We start from the raw sequence: 18237 nt of genomic DNA, 5'->3' as shown, positions 1-18237 counted from the left end.
CTCCTCACCCGGGAGAATGGATGCCATGAAGCTCGAGCACCTGCGCCGGTTCGCCGCCCTCGCCGAGGAGCTGCACTTTCCTCGCGCGGCCGACAAGCTCGGCATCCCGCTGCCCTCGCTGTACACGACGCTCGACAAGCTCGAGGAGGAAGTGGGACAACCGCTCGTTCAGCGCACCCCGCCGACGCGTCTGCTGCCGGCGGGTGCGCTGCTGCTCGAGGAGGCCCACCGCCGCATCGCCGACGCCCCGGCGCCCACGCCGACGCAGAAGGCGCCCGGCGGCGGCAAGGCGAAAGCCTCGAAGGGCAAGGGCCGCGCCCCGATCGTGAAGGGTCAGCCCAAGCCCTACAAGAAGCGCCAGGGCCGCTGACCCCCGCCGCCCCCCACGCATAAACACGATCCGTGCGCATAAACACGACGTGGGCGCGTTTCCGCGCATGAATCGTGTTTATGCATGCTGGCGTTGCGCTCCACGGTGCCGGCGCCAGCGCGCCGGCGCACGCGCACCCGTTTCGGGCCCACCGCTCCCCCGCCACCTCCGTGACGTTCGCCTACAGCTCGGTCACGACCCCGGCCTCGACGTGCCAGCGCCGGTCGGTCTCGACGGCCGCGAGCATGCGGCGGTCGTGCGTGACGAGCAGCAGCGTGCCGGTGTACGACTCCAGCGCCTGCTCCAGCTGCTCGATCGCGGGCAGGTCGAGATGGTTGGTCGGCTCGTCCAGCACCAGCACGTTGATTCCGCGCGCCTGCAGCAGCGCGAGCCCGGCGCGCGTGCGCTCCCCCGGCGACAGACCGTCGACCGGGCGCATGACGTGATCGGCCTTGAGCCCGAACTTGGCCAGCAGCGTCCGCACCTCGCCGGAGTTCATCTCGGGAACGAAGCCCTCGAACGTCTCCGCCAGCGGGCGCTCCCCCACCAGCAGCGATCGGGCCTGGTCGATCTCGCCGATCTCGACGCTGGCGCCGAGGCTCGCCGTTCCGTCGTCCGGCGTCTGACGACCCAGGATGCCGCGCAGCAAGGTCGATTTCCCGGCACCGTTCGGCCCGGTGATGCCGATCCGTTCCCCGGCGTTGACCTGCAGCGAAACCGGGCCGAGAGTGAAGTCGCCCTGTCGGAAGACTGCTCCGGACAGGGTTGACACCACCGAGCTCGATCGCGGAGCGGAACCGATGGTGAATTCCAGCTGCCACTCCTTGCGCGGCTCCTCGACCTCTTCGAGCCGTGCGATCCGGCTCTCCATCTGGCGCACCTTCTGCGCCTGCTTCTCGCTGGACTCGGTGGCCGCCTTGCGGCGGATCTTGTCGTTGTCGGGCGACTTCTTCATCGCGTTGCGCACACCCTGGCTCGACCACTCGCGCTGCATGCGGGCGCGCGCGACGAGGTCGGCCTTGGTCTCGGCGTACTCGTCGTACTTCTCACGCGCCTGCCGGCGCAGGGTCGCGCGCTCCTCCAGGTACGCGTCGTAGCCGCCCCCGTAGATGCGGTGGGAGTTCTGCGCGAGGTCGAGCTCGAGCACGCGGGTGACCGACCGCGCCAGGAACTCGCGGTCGTGACTGACCAGGACAACCCCGCCGCGAAGTCCTCGCACGAACGTCTCCAGCCGTTCCAGACCGTCGAGGTCGAGGTCGTTCGTCGGCTCGTCGAGCAGGGCGATGTCGAAGCGCGAGAGCAGCAGCGCCGCGAGCCCCACGCGTGCAGCTTGTCCACCCGACAGCCCCGTCATCTCGGCATCCGGTCCCACGTCGAGTCCGAGGTCGGCCAGCACCTGCGGCATCCGCTCGTCGAGGTCGGCCGCGCCGCTGGCCAGCCAGCGCTCGAGGGCGGTGGCGTAGGCATCATCGGCACCGACGACCGTGGGGTCGCCGAGGGCCGCCGCGGTGGCATCCATCTCGCGCGTCGCCTCGGCGCAACCGGTCCGCCGCGCGATGTACGCGGCGACGGTCTCGCCGGGGACGCGCTCGTGCTCCTGCGGCAGCCAGCCGACGAACGCGTCGGACGGCGCGAGACTGATCGTTCCGCCCTGCGGCTCGTCGACTCCCGCGAGCAGACGCAGCAGTGTCGACTTGCCCGCGCCGTTCGCACCGACGACCCCGATCACATCTCCCGGGGCGACCGTGAGGTCGACGCCGTCGAAGAGCGTGCGGTGGCCGTAACCCCCGGCGAGGTTCTGCGCGACGAGGGTGGCGGTCATCCCTCCAGTGTCTCAGGGAGTGGGGGATGCTGCGGAGGCGAGCGCTGCCGCCGGTTGCCGCCGCTCATCACCGCGCCGGGCCACCGACATCGTCAGAGCACAGAGCGCGATCACCAGGATCGGGGCACAAACCGCCACGGCGAACGGCACACGCGCCCAGAGATCGTCGCTGTTCTCTCGGTAGCCAAACAGCACCACGCTCATCCAGGCGACGGCGACGAAGGTCGCTGCACTTGCGGCGAAGCTGACCACCCCCGGCATCAGGCGACGACGAACCGCCGGTCGCCCCAGGCACGTCCACGTCAGCAGGGGCATGCCGACCATGATCGTCACGGGCACGACCGCTGCACGCACCGCTTCGTCCGGCACGTCCCCGATGAAGGAGACGAAGGGCAGGAAACCCGCGGAGAAGACCGCGGCGACGGCGGCGGCGAGAACGAGTCCGAGGTAGAGCAGCGAGAGCACCCAGGTCGCGACGGTAGGACGTGCCCGCATCGCGCCCATGTGTGTCGTCTCCCCTGAACGCCCGAGCCCGGGGCCGCCGAGCACGAGAGAACCAGTATGCCGCCTGCCCGCGAGACCGAACCCCGCGCGGTGGCGTCCGACGCGAAGCGGGATGCCGGGCGCGCCCCGTCACCGCGCGCGCGGGTGCGCGGTGGCGTAGACGTCGCGCAGCGCGTCGACCGTCACGTGCGTGTAGATCTGGGTGGTCGCCACGGAGGCGTGGCCGAGAAGCTCCTGCACCACGCGCACGTCGGCACCGCCCTGGAGCAGGTGCGTCGCGAACGAATGGCGGAGCGTGTGGGGCGACACGTGCGAGGTCAGCCCCGCGCGCTCGGCGGCGGCCTGGATGACGAGCCAGGCGCTCTGGCGCGACAACGGCGCCCCGCGCATCCCGAGGAAGAGCCGGGGCGTGGCCCGTCCCTTCGCCGCGAGCGCCGGGCGCACGCGCGTCAGGTACGCCTCCACCGCGGCACGCGCGTACGAGCCGACGGGCACGATGCGCTCCTTGTCGCCCTTCCCGCGCACGCGCAGCAGGTCGCCGTGGACGGTGTCGTCGACATCGAGCTGCACGATCTCCGACACGCGTGCCCCGGTCGCGTACAGCAACTCGAGAAGGGCACGGTCACGCACGGCGGCGGGCTCCGCGGCCGACGCGTCGGACGACCCCGGGGCCGGTCCCGCGGCGCTCAGCAGATCGTCCACCTGCGCGATCGTCAACGCCTTCGGCAGCCGGCGCGGGGCCTTGGGCGGGCGCAGCCGACCGCTCGGGTCGGCATCCACGCGCCCCTCGCGCACGAGGAAGCGATGAAGCCCCCGCACCGACGACTGCAGCCGCGCGAGCGAGGAGGACGCCGGGGGCGGAATCGCCGATGCGCGCTCCGCCGCGAACTCGGCGATCAGCTCCGGCGTCACGGCCTCCACCTGAGAGACGCCCCGCGCGCCGAGCCACTCGCCGTACACCGAGAGGTCGCGGCGGTACGCCGAGACGGTGTGGTCGGAGAGCCCGCGCTCGAGCGCGACGTGCCGGAGGTAGGTCTCGACCGCGCGCTCGAGGTCCACGTCAGCGGGCGGCTGCCTCGCGGCGCAGCACCTCGGCGGCGGCGAGCGCGCCGGTGGCCAGGATGCCGTTGCGCAGGCGCCCCGACAGCACTCCGTCGATGACGTCGGCGAGCGGCACCCGCTCCAGGCGCATGTCGGACTCCTCGTGCTCGCGCTCGTAGTCGGTCTCGACCGAATGCAGCCCGCGCGCGAGGAAGAGGTGCACGACCTCGTCGTTGCCCCCGGGGGTGGTGTGCATCGAGACGAGGTGCTGCCAGTGGTCGGCCTCGAGGTCGGCCTCTTCGGTCAACTCCCGCTTCGCCGTCTCGAGGGGCGGTTCACCGACGACGTCGAGCAGGCCGGCCGGGATCTCCCAGTCGCGCTCCTTGATCGGGTGCCGGTACTGCTGGATGAGCACGACGCGTTCGTCGTCGTCGATCGCGACGACCGCCGCGGCGCCCGGGTGCTCGACGTACTGGCGGGTCATCTCGGTCGCGCCGTAGCGGACCGTGTCGCTGCGTACGTCCCACACCGCACCCTCGTACACCAGCTCGCTCGAGAGGATCTCGAGCTCGACGGGCTCGTCGCGCAGCTCCTCCACGTCAGTCCTCCTCGACGTCGAACAGCTCGCTCGAGCGGTGACGGTCCAGCGCCGCCGCCACCAGTCCGCGGAACAGCGGGTGGGGTTCGGTCGGCCGGGAGCGCAGCTCGGGGTGCGCCTGTGTGGCGATGTAGTACGGGTGCACGTCGCGGGGAAGCTCGACGAACTCGACGAGGTCCAGATCGGGGTTCAGGCCCGAGAACACCAGCCCCGCGTCGCTCAGCTGCTGGCGGTAGGCGTTGTTGACCTCGTAACGGTGACGGTGGCGCTCGGAGATGCGGTTCGCCCCGTACACCTCGGCCGCGAGCGATCCCTCGGCGAGGTCGGCGGGATACAGGCCCAGGCGCATGGTGCCGCCGAGGTCGCCGCTCTCGAGGATGTCGACCTGCTCGGCCATCGTCGCCACGACCGGGTGCGCCGTGTCGGGGTCGAACTCGCTCGACGAGGCACCTTCGAGACCGGCCACCGTGCGGGCGTACTCGATGACCATGCACTGCAGGCCCAGGCAGATGCCGAGCGTGGGGATGCCCTGCTCCCGCGAGAAGCGCAGCGCGCCCAGCTTGCCCTCGATGCCCCGGATGCCGAAGCCACCCGGCACGATGATGCCGTCGACCGCACCGAGCGCCTTGGCCGCACCCTCGGGCGTCTCGCACAGGTCGGAGGGGATCCAGGTGATCTTCACCTGGGTCTCCTGCCCGAACCCGCCGGCCTTGATCGCCTCGGTCACGGAGAGGTAGGCGTCGGGCAGGTCGATGTACTTCCCGACGAGCCCGATGGTCACCTCGTGCTTGGGGTTGTGAACCGCCTGCAGCACGCGGTTCCAGCGCGTCCAGTCGACGTCCGCCGCCTTGGCGATGTCGAGCGCGTCGACGATGTAGGCGTCGAGACCCTGGTCGTGCAGCATCGTGGGGATGTCGTAGATGCTCGGCACGTCGATGGCGTTGACCACCGCGTCTTCGTCGACGTCGCACATGAGGGCGATCTTGCGCTTGTTCGACTCGGTGACGGGGCGGTCGCTGCGCAGCACGAGCGCGTCGGGCTGGATGCCGATCGAGCGGAGCGTCGCGACGGAGTGCTGCGTGGGCTTGGTCTTCTGCTCACCCGAGGCGCCCATGAACGGCACGAGCGAGACGTGCACGAAGAAGACGTTCTTGCGGCCCAGCTCGTGACGGATCTGGCGCGCGGACTCGATGAAGGGCTGCGACTCGATGTCGCCGACCGTGCCGCCGATCTCGGTGATGATGACGTCGGGCTGGGGGCTCTCGCTCGCCTGCAGGCGCATGCGGCGCTTGATCTCGTCGGTGATGTGCGGGATCACCTGGACGGTGTCGCCGAGGTATTCGCCCCGTCGCTCGCGCGCGATGACCTGCGAGTAGATCTGGCCGGTGGTGACGTTGGCCGCCTGGCTGAGCTCGATGTCGAGGAAGCGCTCGTAGTGGCCGATGTCGAGGTCGGTCTCGGCACCGTCATCGGTCACGAAGACCTCACCGTGCTGGAACGGGTTCATCGTTCCCGGGTCGACGTTGAGATACGGGTCGAGCTTCTGCATGACCACGCGGAGTCCGCGGGCGGTGAGAAGGTTGCCGAGGCTCGCTGCCGTCAGGCCTTTTCCGAGGGAGGAGACGACTCCTCCGGTCACGAAGATGTGCTTCGTCGTGAAGGTCGTACCGTCTGAATGTCCCGCGTCCGAAGTCTGCATCACGGGCTTCGATCCTATCAGTCGCGTCGGTCGGTCGTCTCGCAGTCTGGCACCGCCCTCCGACATCCGCGTCACCGCTTCGTGACGATTGCGGGTCGGCCGAGGGGTCACCCCGTGGCGCGGCCCGTCTCGAGCAGTTCGCGCGCGTGGGTGAGCGCGGCGTCCGAGTCGCTCAGGCCCGAGAGCAGTCGCGCCATCTCGGCTTCGCGCTCCGCGCCGTCGAGCCGGCGGACACTGGATGCCGTGACCGCGCCGTCATTGCCCTTCACCACGGTCAGATGGTTGCCGGCGAAGGCGGCGACCTGCGCGAGGTGCGTCACGGCGATGACCTGAGACGACTCCGCGAGTCGCGCCAGGCGCCGACCGACCTCGATCGCCGCGGCCCCGCCGATTCCCGCATCGACTTCGTCGAACACGAACGTGGGCACCGGATCGACGCCGGCGATGACCACCTCGATCGCCAGCATCACGCGGCTCAGCTCTCCGCCCGAGGCCCCGCGCGACACCGGGCGCGGGTCGGCGCCGGGATGCGGCGCCAGCAGGATCGAGACCTCGTCGCGGCCGTGCCCGGCGGGGGCGGCAGCGGCCACCTCGACCGTCAGGCGCGCGTCGGGCAAGGCGAGGGCGTGCAGCTCCTCGGTCACCGCGGCACCCAGCCGCGCGGCGGCCTCCCGGCGCGCGGCGGTGAGCGCCTCCGCGCGCGCGTCGAGCTCGACGGCGGCGGCGTCGCGCTGCGTCTGGAGCCGGTCGAGTCGGTCGTCGTCGTCGTCGAGTTCGACCAGTCGCGCCGATCCCGTCTGCAGCAACGCGATCGCGGCATCCACGGAACCGTGGGAGCGCACGAGCCCGGCCAGCACGCCGCGGCGCTCGTCGACCGCCGCCAGCTCGTGCGGACCCGACTCGTCGAGATCGGCGAGGTAACCCGACAGCGCGACCGCGGCATCCGTCGCGCGGTATCCGAGGTCGGCCACCTGCTCGCCGATCACCGCCAGCGCGGCGTCGCTGCTCGCGATGCGCTCCAGGGCCCGCCGCGCCTCCGCCAGCAGCGTCACGACGTCGGGCGTGCCGTCGTCGCTCGACAGCGCCGCGTGGGCGGTGACGGCGGCGAGCCGCAGCTCTTCGGCGTTCGCGAGTCGCTCCGCGCGCCGGGCGAGCTCCTCGTCCTCCCCCGCGACCGGGGCGACGGCCTCGATCTCGGCGATCGCCGCGCGCAGCTGCTCGGCCTCGCGCGCGCGGTCCGTGCGGTCATGCGTCAGCGTCGACAGCTCGGCATCCAGAGCCCGCCAGTCGTCCCAGGCCGAGCGGTACGCCGCCCGCGCCGCGGCGACCGGCTCTCCGCCGAAACGATCGAGGGCGTCGCGCTGAGCCGATGACGACTTCAACCGGAGTTGGTCGGACTGCCCGTGCACGACGACGAGGTCGTCGGCGAGATCGGCGAGCACTCCGGCCGGAGCGGTGCGACCGCCGACGGTGGCGCGACCGCGCCCTTCGCTCGAGACCGTCCGCCCGAGGTAGAGCTCGGCGGTACCGCCGCCCACCGGTTCGACGTCTCCCCCCGCTTCGCGGACGCGCGCCGCCACCGGGCCGTCCTCGGGCACGAGCCAGACGCCCTCGACCGCGGCTTGCGCTGCGCCCGAGCGCACCGCGCCGGAGTCGGCGCGTTGGCCGAGCAGCAGTCCGAGGCCGGTGACGACCATGGTCTTACCGGCGCCGGTCTCCCCCGTGATCGCGGTGAACCCGCGGCCGATGGGGAGGGTGGCGTCGGCGATGACGCCGAGATCGCGCAAGCGCATCTCCTCGATCACGCCGCACCCCCCGGCATCCCGCGCCAACCCGTGACGGGCAGGCGGAACTTGCGGACCAAGCGATCGGTGAAGACGGCGGGATGCAGACGGGCGAGCCGCACCGGACGCGAGGAGCGCCGCACGACCACGCGCGCCCCCGGCGGCAGCTCGTGCGAGCGCCGACCGTCGCACCACAGGATGCCGCTGCCGCTCGTGCGCTCGAGCACCTCGACGGCGACGCTCGCATCCGGCCCGACGACCAGGGGGCGCGCGAACAGCGCATGCGCCGACAGCGGGACGACGGCGATCGCCTCCACCGTGGGCCAGACGACCGGTCCGCCGGCGGAGAAGTTGTAGGCGGTGGACCCCGTCGGGGTCGCGATGACGACGCCGTCGCACCCGAACGACGACAGGGGGCGCCCGTCGACCGCCATGACGACCTCGAGCATCCGCTCTCGGCTGGCTTTCTCGACGGTGGCCTCGTTCAACGCCCAGGTCTCGTAGATGACACGGTCGTCGGCATCCTGGACTTTCACCGCGAGGGCGAGGCGCTCCTCGACGGTGTAGTCCCGGGCGATGACGCGGCGGACGGCGTCGTCCATGTCGTCGCGCTCGATCTCGGCGAGGAAGCCCACGTGTCCCATGTTGATGCCCAGGATCGGCGCCGTGCTCCCCCGCACCATCTCGGCGGCGCGCAGGATGGTGCCGTCACCGCCGAGGACGATCGCGAGCTCCACATCGTCGACGCTCACGTCGACGCCGAGGGTCTCGACGCCCGCGAGCGACAATCGCTCGGCGAGTTCCGGCCTGTCGTCTGCGGAGACGACAGCCACCGCACCGGCTGCGTGCACGGCGGTGAGAATGCGCTCGGCGGCCTGGACGGTGTCGTCACGGCGCGCGTGGACGACGAGGAGGATTCGGCGATCGCTGGGGGTCATCGGCTTCCGGTCAGTCGGGTCACGGTGCTCTCCCATTCTGAGGGGTCGCTGCCGTGGACGGCCGAGAACCACGCGACGTACTCCTGGTTGCCGTGGGTTCCCACGATCGGCGACGCGATCAGTCCGGCGGTGCGCAGGCCCACGTCCCACGCGGCCCACAGCACCCCGTGCACGGCGTCGGAGCGCAGAGCCGGGTCGGTGACCAGGCCGCCCTTCACCGCGGTGCGACCGACCTCGAACTGCGGCTTGATGAGCAGCACGACGTCGGCGTCCGGCGTCGCGGTGTCGATCACCGCGGGCAGCACGTGGGTCAGGGAGATGAACGACAGGTCGCCCGTCACGACCCGCGGGCGCTCGGCGATGCCCGTCGCGGCAGCCAGGGAGTCGGCGGTCATGAACCGCACGTTATACCCCTCCACCGACACCACGTCGGGATCGGATGCCACGACGGTGGACAACTGTCCGTGCCCCACGTCGACGGCGAGGACCGGGCGCGCTCCCCGTTCGCGTAGCACCTGCGTGAATCCGCCCGTCGAGGCGCCGAGGTCGAGCGCCACCCGCCCCTCGACCTCGAGGGGGAAGTCATCCAGGGCCGCCAGCAGCTTGTGCGCGCCACGGCTGACGTAGTGGTCGGCTCCGGCCACCTCGATCGTGCTGGACTCATCCACCTGCACGGACGGTTTGACCACCGCTCGACCGTCGATGCTCACGAGACCCGCCGCGATGAGCTGGCTGGCGTGCGAGCGGCTCCGCGCGAGACCGCGGGCGGCGAGCTCCGCGTCGAGGCGGGCGCTCACGGGCGCGAGGCGGTCGCCGCGTCGGTCGGCGCCGACGCCAGCCGCCGGGCGAGCTCGTCGTGGACGGCGGCGTACGCGTCCGCGCGGGCGGCGAGCGGTTGCGCTTCGATCACGCGCACCCGGTCGATCAGCTCGGGCGTGGCATCCTCTGCGGCGCTGTCCGACATGGATGCCATGCTACGACGTCAGCGGACGCGGAACGGGTCGGCGTACAGGCGCTCCGGAACACGGAAACCGAAGATCGCCCGGCCCGAGTTCCAGATGGCCGCAGCGCCGGCGCGCAGCAGATCGATCTGACGGCCACCCTCCGACACGATGCGCAGGTCGACACCGTCGATCTCGACGATCGCGTCGCCCACGCGGGTGCGATCCCCCTTCACGACCGTTGCGGGGTAGGGCTCGAAGAGCTGACGCAGATCTTCGACGATGAAATCCGGCCGCTGCGACGGGATGGCCGCCAGCACCTGCTTCGGACGATCGATGCCGGTCAACACCAGCACCGAGGGCATCTCCGCCGCGCGAGCGCCCTGGATGTCGGTGTCGAGACGGTCGCCGATGAAGAGGGGTGCCTGGGCGCCCGTGCGGGCGACGGCCTCGTCGAAGATGGGCCGCTCGGGCTTGCCGGCGATCGTCGCGAGGCGCCCGACGGCGGTGTGCACGGCGGAGACGAGCGTGCCGTTCCCCGGCGCGATCCCGCGGGCCTGCGGGATCGTCCAGTCGGTGTTCGTCGCGACCCACGGGATGCCGCCGTCCTCGACGGGCGTCGCGAGCGCGTAGGCCGCCTCGGCGAGCTGGGCCCAGCCGACCTCTGGGGAGAAGCCCTGGACGACCGCGGCGGGTGCGTGGTCGGCGCTGCGAGTCACGACGAAGCCGGCCTTCTCGACCTCGACGACGAGACCCTCTCCGCCGACGACGAGCAGGGTCGACCCCGCCGGCACGAGATCCTTCATCAGGCGCATCGCCGCCTGGGGGCTCGTGGTGACGTCGGACGGCTCCACACGGAGCCCCAGCGACGAGAGGTGCTGTGCGACCGAGGCGTCCGTCCGGGAGGCGTTGTTGGTGATGTACCCGAGGCGCTTCCCTTCGGTCTGGGCGCGGTTCAGGCTGTCGACGGCATGCGGCAGTGCGCCCGGACCGGCGTACACGACGCCGTCGAGGTCGGCGAGCACCACGTCGATCCCGTCGAGCGGGGTCGCCTCCGGCTTGCTCCGCCCGAAGATCACCGCTCGTCCTCGGCCGTGGCGTCGTGCGCCTCGTCAGCGCTTTCGCGCTCGGCCGACGAGTCGTCGGTATCGGGGCCGCTCGCGGGCGCGTCCTCCGCCGAGGCGTCCTCGTCCACGGCGACCGCCTCCGCCGCCTCCACGACGACGTCGTCTGCGTCGTCTTCGTCCTGGTCGTCGTCGTCGATCGTGTCGTCCACGGGGATGACACCGGATGCCACGTCCACACCGCCGTCGTCGTCGATGAGGTCGATCTCCTCGACCACGATGACTTCGCGGTCGGCGACTCCCGAGGCGGCGTCGAGGGCGTCTGCGGCGATCTGCGCCCGGCGCTCCCACTCGGAGGCTTCCTCGTGGCGGCCCAGCTCTTCCAGTACTGCCGCGCGCGCGGCGAACAGAGCCGGGCTCCACTCGAACGCGCGGTCCGGGTCGGCCTCGGGGATCTCGAGCTCCTGCAGGGCTCGCTCGGTCTGACCGAGGTCGAGCCGCGCACCCGACATGGCGATGGCCAGCTGCACGCGCACGGGCACGGTGAGAGTGGAGCGGTCGACCGCCCGGCCCTCCTCGAGAGCCCGGTCGGGCCTGCCCACGCCGCGCTCGCTGTCGACGATCAGCGGCAGCTGCTCGTCGGAGCCGGTGATGCGGCGGTGCGTGCGCAACTCGCGCAGCGCGAGGGCGAAGTCGCCCACGGCGTACGCGGTGATCGCGACGGTCTCGCGGACGACGCCGACCCGACCAGCGCTTCGGGATGCCGCAAGTGCATGCTGGTGCGCGGCCTCGGGGTCATCGTCGATGAGGCGTGCCGCCATGGCGAGGTGCCGCGCGACGTTCTCGGCATTGTCCTTGCTCAGGGTCTTCAGCTCGTTGCGAGCGGCTCCGGGCAGGTCCCACGCGGTGACGTCTTCCGGGATCTCCGGTCCGCGCTCGCGACGATCCTGCGGCGGACGCGTTGCTCGTGCGTCTTCGCGGTCGTAGCGGCGGGGCGCGCCGGCACCGGGCCGGCGGTCGCCCGAGGGACGACGTTCGTTCCCGAAGCTGCGCTGGTCACCGTCGCGGCGGGGACGCGAGTCGTTGTCCCGACGGTAGGGGCGCTCGCCGTCACGCGGCGGGCGCGAGTCGTTGTCCCGACGGTAGGGGCGCTCGCCGTCACGCGGCGGACGTGAGTCATTGTCCCGACGGTACGGCCGGTCGCCGCCACGCGGCGGACGTGAGTCATTGTCCCGACGGTACGGCCGGTCACCCGTACGGGGCGGACGCGCGTCACTGTCGCGACGGTACGGCCGGTCACCGTCACGCGGCGGACGCGAGTCACTGTCCCGGCGGTACGGGCGCTCACCGTCGCGCGGCGGACGCGCATCGGCGTCCCGACGGTACGGCCGGTCACCATCACGCGACGGACGGGAATCGTTGTTCCGGCGGTACGGGCGGTCACCCGTACGGGGCGGGCGCGCGTCACTGTCGCGACGGTACGGCCGGTCGCCGTCGCGCGGCGGACGCGGGTCATTGTCCCGACGGTACGGCCGGTCGCCATCACGCGACGGACGGGAATCATTGTCCCGACGGTACGGCCGGTCGCCATCACGGGGCGGACGGGAATCGTTGTCCCGCCGATAGGGGCGGTCACCGTCGCGCGGCGGACGTGCATCATTGTCCCGGCGGAACGGGCGATCGCCCGAACGCGGCGGACGCGCATCGTTGTCGCGACGGGCGGGACGGTCTGCCCCTCCTCGCGGTGAACGGTCACCGCGGGGCGCAGATCCGTCGCCCCGGGAAGACTGCCCCCGACCGGACGCGCGGTCGCCCGAGCGCCCCTCATTGCTCCTGCGATCGTTCACGTCGTCGGTCGACATGACTGTCCTTCCCGGGATAAGTGCCTGTATATGCGAAATGGCCACCCAGCGTTGGGTGGCCATTTCGGTAAAGGAAGTCCGGCGGTGTCCTACTCTCCCACAGGGTCCCCCCTGCAGTACCATCGGCGCTGAGAGGCTTAGCTTCCGGGTTCGGAATGTGACCGGGCGTTTCCCTCTCGCTATGGCCGCCGAAACACTATTGATGTGTTCGTAAACCAACAACGATATTCATTGTTGTGTTCTCGACCGTACATCGAGAACCACTCAGTGGACGCAAGCACCAAAAACGGTGTGTTATCAAGTCATCGGCTTATTAGTACCGGTCAGCTTCACGCATTACTGCGCTTCCACATCCGGCCTATCAACCCAGTAGTCTGGCTGGGAGCCTCTCACCCACAAGGGGTATGGAAGTCTCATCTTGAGGCCGGCTTCCCGCTTAGATGCTTTCAGCGGTTATCCATCCCGAACGTAGCTAATCAGCGGTGCTCCTGGCGGAACAACTGACACACCAGAGGTTCGTCCAACCCGGTCCTCTCGTACTAGGGTCAGATCCTCTCAAACTTCCTACGCGCGCAGCGGATAGGGACCGAACTGTCTCACGACGTTCTAAACCCAGCTCGCGTACCGCTTTAATGGGCGAACAGCCCAACCCTTGGGACCTACTCCAGCCCCAGGATGCGACGAGCCGACATCGAGGTGCCAAACCATGCCGTCGATATGGACTCTTGGGCAAGATCAGCCTGTTATCCCCGAGGTACCTTTTATCCGTTGAGCGACAGCGCTTCCACAAGCCACTGCCGGATCACTAGTCCCGACTTTCGTCCCTGCTCGACCTGTCAGTCTCACAGTCAAGCTCCCTTGTGCACTTACACTCGCCACCTGATTGCCAACCAGGTTGAGGGAACCTTTGGGCGCCTCCGTTACATTTTGGGAGGCAACCGCCCCAGTTAAACTACCCACCAGGCACTGTCCCTGAACCGGATCACGGTCCGAAGTTAGATATCCAGAGTGACCAGAGTGGTATTTCAACAATGACTCCACACTCACTGGCGTGAATGCTTCACCGTCTCCCACCTATCCTACACAAGCCACACCGAACACCAATACCAAGCTGTAGTAAAGGTCACGGGGTCTTTCCGTCCTGCTGCGCGTAACGAGCATCTTTACTCGTAATGCAATTTCGCCGAGTTCGCGGTTGAGACAGTTGGGAAGTCGTTACGCCATTCGTGCAGGTCGGAACTTACCCGACAAGGAATTTCGCTACCTTAGGATGGTTATAGTTACCACCGCCGTTTACTGGGGCTTAAATTCTCAGCTTCGCCTTGCGGCTAACCGGTCCTCTTAACCTTCCAGCACCGGGCAGGCGTCAGTCCGTATACATCGTCTTGCGACTTGGCACGGACCTGTGTTTTTAGTAAACAGTCGCTACCCACTAGTCTCTGCGGCCACCACACCCTTTCGGAGCTAAGTCCTAATAAGTGGATGGCCCCCCTTCTCCCGAAGTTACGGGGGCATTTTGCCGAGTTCCTTAACCACGATTCTCTCGATCTCCTTGGTATTCTCTACCTGACCACCTGAGTCGGTTTGGGGTACGGGCAGCTAGAACCTCGCGTCGATGCTTTTCTCGGCAGCATAGGATCACCCACTTTTTATCCGCATCGTGTCTCAGCCTGCATGACTCCCGGATTTGCCTAAGAGTCGGCCTACGCACTTGCACCAGGACAACCATCGCCTGGCTTGGGCTACCTTCCTGCGTCACACCTGTTAATACGCTAGCCGCACCAGCATGGGGTCGAGCGTTCACACGGACGACCATCACCCCGAAGGGATCCGGAACATTCCGAGCTAGGACTCTTAGCACCACTGGATTGACTGGGGCGGTTCTTCGCCGGTACGGGAATATCAACCCGTTGTCCATCGACTACGCCTGTCGGCCTCGCCTTAGGTCCCGACTTACCCAGGGAAGATTAGCTTGACCCTGGAACCCTTGGTCTTTCGGAGGACGTGTTTCTCACACGTCTTTCGCTACTCATGCCTGCATTCTCACTCGTGTAGCGTCCACGGCTGGGTCACCCCGCCGCTTCACTCGCCACACGACGCTCTCCTACCCATCAACACGGCTGGACCACGAAGGCCTACCAAAAATGTCAATGCCACAACTTCGGTGGCGTGCTTGAGCCCCGTTACATTGTCGGCGCGGAATCACTTGACCAGTGAGCTATTACGCACTCTTTCAAGGGTGGCTGCTTCTAAGCCAACCTCCTGGTTGTCAAAGCAACTCCACATCCTTTCCCACTTAGCACGCGCTTAGGGACCTTAGTTGGTGGTCTGGGTTGTTTCCCTCTCGACTATGAAGCTTATCCCCCACAGTCTCACTGCTGCGCTCTCACTTACCGGCATTCGGAGTTTGGCTGACGTCAGTAACCTTGTAGGGCCCATCGGCCATCCAGTAGCTCTACCTCCGGCAAGAAACACGCAACGCTGCACCTAAATGCATTTCGGAGAGAACCAGCTATCACGAAGTTTGATTGGCCTTTCACCCCTATCCACAGCTCATCCCCTCAGTTTTCAACCTAAGTGGGTTCGGTCCTCCACGACGTCTTACCGTCGCTTCAACCTGGCCATGGATAGATCACTTCGCTTCGGGTCTAGGACACGCGACTGAAATCGCCCTATTCAGACTCGCTTTCGCTACGGCTACCCCACACGGGTTAACCTCGCCACGTATCGCTAACTCGCAGGCTCATTCTTCAAAAGGCACGCTGTCACCCCTACAAAGGAGGCTCCAACGGTTTGTAAGCAAACGGTTTCAGGTACTATTTCACTCCCCTCCCGGGGTACTTTTCACCTTTCCCTCACGGTACTTGTCCGCTATCGGTCATCTGGGAGTATTTAGGCTTATCAGGTGGTCCTGACAGATTCACACGGGATTTCTCGGGCCCCGTGCTACTTGGGATACTCTTCACGCCAAGAACAAGCATTTCGACTACGGGGTTCGCACCCTCTATGACCGGCCATTCAAAACCGTTCGTCTATACCCTCTTGTCACGTCGACTGTCCGGCAGAACAATCCGAAAAGTCCCACAACCCCCCACACGCAACCCCTGCCGGGTATCACACGCATGAGGTTTAGCCTGATCCGGTTTCGCTCGCCACTACTCACGGAATCGCTGTTGCTTTCTCTTCCTGTGGGTACTGAGATGTTTCACTTCCCCACGTTCCCTCTACCCGCCCTATATATTCAGGCGGGAGTCACCAGGTACGCACGCGCCCTGGCGGGGTTTCCCCATTCGGACACCCTCGGATCAAAACTCGCTTATCAGTTCCCCGAGGCTTATCGCAGATTGCTACGTCCTTCTTCGGCTCCAGATGCCAAGGCATCCACCGTTTGCTCTTAAAGACTTGAAATCACATGAGTTGAATCGTCAAAAAATTGACTAATGATCTTTAAGATCATCTTCACCACACAACCCCAAAGAGTTGCATGGAAGATGCTCGCGTCCACTGTGTAGTTCTCAAAGTACGGGCGGAACCCACCCCAGCCACCGGAACACCGGCACCAGAACAGGCCCAAGAGGAACAAACACCAACCACCCCAGCCTTCCGACTAGCGCGATCAGCGCCCGGCCCCTCAGGACCCAACAGCGTGCACGCCCCACCAGCGTGAGCCCCCACCGTTCCGACCACCGAAGTGATGTACTAAGCAGAAACCCCCACCAAAAAGGCCTCGTCAAATGTTCCACCCATGAGCTAACCAGCAGCACACATTCGGTGCTGACCTGGCGCCTGGACACCCACGATCCCGAAGAACCCCGAGTGCCAGATGCTCCTTAGAAAGGAGGTGATCCAGCCGCACCTTCCGGTACGGCTACCTTGTTACGACTTAGTCCTAATTACCGATCCCACCTTCGACGGCTCCCTCCACAAGGGTTGGGCCACCGGCTTCAGGTGTTACCGACTTTCATGACTTGACGGGCGGTGTGTACAAGACCCGGGAACGTATTCACCGCAGCGTTGCTGATCTGCGATTACTAGCGACTCCGACTTCATGAGGTCGAGTTGCAGACCTCAATCCGAACTGGGACCGGCTTTTTGGGATTCGCTCCACCTCACGGTATTGCAGCCCTTTGTACCGGCCATTGTAGCATGCGTGAAGCCCAAGACATAAGGGGCATGATGATTTGACGTCATCCCCACCTTCCTCCGAGTTGACCCCGGCAGTATCCCATGAGTTCCCACCATTACGTGCTGGCAACATAGAACGAGGGTTGCGCTCGTTGCGGGACTTAACCCAACATCTCACGACACGAGCTGACGACAACCATGCACCACCTGTTCACCAGTGTCCAAAGAGTCCCGTATTTCTACGGTGTTCTGGTGTATGTCAAGCCTTGGTAAGGTTCTTCGCGTTGCATCGAATTAATCCGCATGCTCCGCCGCTTGTGCGGGTCCCCGTCAATTCCTTTGAGTTTTAGCCTTGCGGCCGTACTCCCCAGGCGGGGAACTTAATGCGTTAGCTGCGTCACGGAAACCGTGGAATGGTCCCCACAACTAGTTCCCAACGTTTACGGGGTGGACTACCAGGGTATCTAAGCCTGTTTGCTCCCCACCCTTTCGCTCCTCAGCGTCAGTTACGGCCCAGAGATCTGCCTTCGCCATCGGTGTTCCTCCTGATATCTGCGCATTCCACCGCTACACCAGGAATTCCAATCTCCCCTACCGCACTCTAGTCTGCCCGTACCCACTGCAGACCCGAGGTTGAGCCTCGGGATTTCACAGCAGACGCGACAAACCGCCTACGAGCTCTTTACGCCCAATAATTCCGGATAACGCTTGCGCCCTACGTATTACCGCGGCTGCTGGCACGTAGTTAGCCGGCGCTTTTTCTGCAGGTACCGTCACTCACGCTTCTTCCCTGCTAAAAGAGGTTTACAACCCGAAGGCCGTCATCCCTCACGCGGCGTTGCTGCATCAGGCTTCCGCCCATTGTGCAATATTCCCCACTGCTGCCTCCCGTAGGAGTCTGGGCCGTGTCTCAGTCCCAGTGTGGCCGGTCACCCTCTCAGGCCGGCTACCCGTCGACGCCTTGGTGAGCCATTACCTCACCAACAAGCTGATAGGCCGCGAGCCCATCCCAGACCGAAAAATCTTTCCAAACATGACCATGCGATCACGCCTCATATCCAGTATTAGACACCGTTTCCAGCGCTTATCCCAGAGTCCAGGGCAGGTTGCTCACGTGTTACTCACCCGTTCGCCACTGATCCACCAAGCAAGCTTGGCTTCACCGTTCGACTTGCATGTGTTAAGCACGCCGCCAGCGTTCATCCTGAGCCAGGATCAAACTCTCCGTAAAAGAAAAAACCACAACCACCGGGAAAACGGCGACCGCAGCGAGTTCGAAACTGACCAAAGAGAAACATCATTACTGACGTATCCATCGCCAACCCCCAAAAGGATTGGTCTTTGATCCAAAGGAATTTCTCGCAATCCAACAAAAGTCAGACCGACGAGGAATAAATTGGCATTTGACAAGTGCACGCTGTTGAGTTCTCAAGGAACGGACGCACCCACAGAAACGATCTCTCGACCTACCCGTGAGGCAGTTCACTAC

12 protein-coding genes and 3 rRNA genes are annotated in these 18237 nt (G+C 66.5%); 1 reads left to right on the top strand and 14 read right to left on the bottom strand.

All coding sequences use genetic code 11. The features are described 5' to 3' along the window. Positions 1-25 precede the first annotated feature (25 nt). A complete protein-coding gene (locus QE392_RS06535) occupies positions 26-370 on the top strand; it encodes a helix-turn-helix domain-containing protein (protein ID WP_307449700.1) in 345 nt (114 codons plus the stop codon). Positions 371-551: 181 nt separating this feature from the next. On the opposite strand, the gene QE392_RS06530 is transcribed toward QE392_RS06535, so the two are convergent. From QE392_RS06530 to QE392_RS06465, 14 genes are all read right to left on the bottom strand, one after another. After that, positions 552-2192, bottom strand: coding sequence for an ABC-F family ATP-binding cassette domain-containing protein (locus tag QE392_RS06530; protein WP_307449695.1), 1641 nt, complete (start codon positions 2190-2192; stop codon positions 552-554). Between the two features lie 12 nt (positions 2193-2204). After that, on the bottom strand, positions 2205-2687 hold the full coding sequence (locus QE392_RS06525) for a hypothetical protein (RefSeq protein ID WP_307449692.1): 483 nt from the start codon (positions 2685-2687) through the stop codon (positions 2205-2207). A 138-nt stretch (positions 2688-2825) separates the two neighbouring features. Beyond that, positions 2826-3755, bottom strand: coding sequence for a site-specific tyrosine recombinase XerD (gene xerD / locus QE392_RS06520; protein WP_307449687.1), 930 nt, complete (start codon positions 3753-3755; stop codon positions 2826-2828). A gap of 1 nt (position 3756) precedes the next feature. Beyond that, positions 3757-4335 carry an NUDIX domain-containing protein gene (locus QE392_RS06515; RefSeq protein ID WP_307449685.1) on the bottom strand — a complete coding sequence of 193 codons (579 nt, stop codon included), beginning with the start codon at positions 4333-4335 and terminating at the stop codon, positions 3757-3759. Between the two features lies 1 nt (position 4336). Beyond that, the gene (locus QE392_RS06510) at positions 4337-6034 is read right to left on the bottom strand and encodes a CTP synthase (protein ID WP_307454052.1); all 1698 of its coding nucleotides are present in this window, start codon (positions 6032-6034) and stop codon (positions 4337-4339) included. Positions 6035-6141: 107 nt separating this feature from the next. After that, positions 6142-7839 (bottom strand): DNA repair protein RecN, encoded by a 1698-nt coding sequence (gene recN, locus QE392_RS06505; RefSeq protein WP_307449682.1) that lies wholly within the window; start codon positions 7837-7839, stop codon positions 6142-6144. After that, complete coding sequence (locus QE392_RS06500) at positions 7836-8756, bottom strand: NAD kinase (protein WP_307449679.1); 921 nt, start codon at positions 8754-8756, stop codon at positions 7836-7838. The genes recN and QE392_RS06500 overlap by 4 nt, the downstream gene beginning before the upstream one ends. Further along, the gene (locus tag QE392_RS06495) at positions 8753-9553 is read right to left on the bottom strand and encodes a TlyA family RNA methyltransferase (RefSeq protein ID WP_307449676.1); all 801 of its coding nucleotides are present in this window, start codon (positions 9551-9553) and stop codon (positions 8753-8755) included. The genes QE392_RS06500 and QE392_RS06495 overlap by 4 nt, the downstream gene beginning before the upstream one ends. Further along, positions 9550-9720: a hypothetical protein gene (locus QE392_RS06490; protein WP_307449673.1), complete on the bottom strand. Its 171-nt coding sequence runs from the start codon at positions 9718-9720 to the stop codon at positions 9550-9552. The genes QE392_RS06495 and QE392_RS06490 overlap by 4 nt, the downstream gene beginning before the upstream one ends. An 18-nt stretch (positions 9721-9738) precedes the next feature. Further along, positions 9739-10776: an HAD-IIA family hydrolase gene (locus tag QE392_RS06485; RefSeq protein ID WP_373426445.1), complete on the bottom strand. Its 1038-nt coding sequence runs from the start codon at positions 10774-10776 to the stop codon at positions 9739-9741. Next, positions 10773-11582, bottom strand: a complete 810-nt coding sequence (locus QE392_RS06480; RefSeq protein WP_307449671.1) for a hypothetical protein — start codon at positions 11580-11582, stop codon at positions 10773-10775. Before QE392_RS06480 ends, QE392_RS06485 begins: the two co-directional genes overlap by 4 nt. A gap of 1117 nt (positions 11583-12699) precedes the next feature. Further along, a 5S ribosomal RNA gene (rrf, locus tag QE392_RS06475) occupies positions 12700-12816 on the bottom strand. A gap of 100 nt (positions 12817-12916) precedes the next feature. Next, positions 12917-16031, bottom strand: a 23S ribosomal RNA gene (locus QE392_RS06470). A 426-nt stretch (positions 16032-16457) separates the two neighbouring features. Beyond that, positions 16458-17979 (bottom strand): 16S ribosomal RNA (locus QE392_RS06465). The 16S, 23S and 5S rRNA genes sit together here, the layout of an rRNA operon. Between the last annotated feature and the right edge of the window lie 258 nt (positions 17980-18237).

Origin of the sequence: Microbacterium proteolyticum (assembly GCF_030818075.1) — a bacterium.
In the GTDB taxonomy this organism is placed as follows: domain Bacteria; phylum Actinomycetota; class Actinomycetes; order Actinomycetales; family Microbacteriaceae; genus Microbacterium; species Microbacterium proteolyticum_A.
The sequence above is the reverse complement of the archived record's forward strand: the minus strand, read 5'-3'. Positions and strand labels throughout refer to the sequence as shown.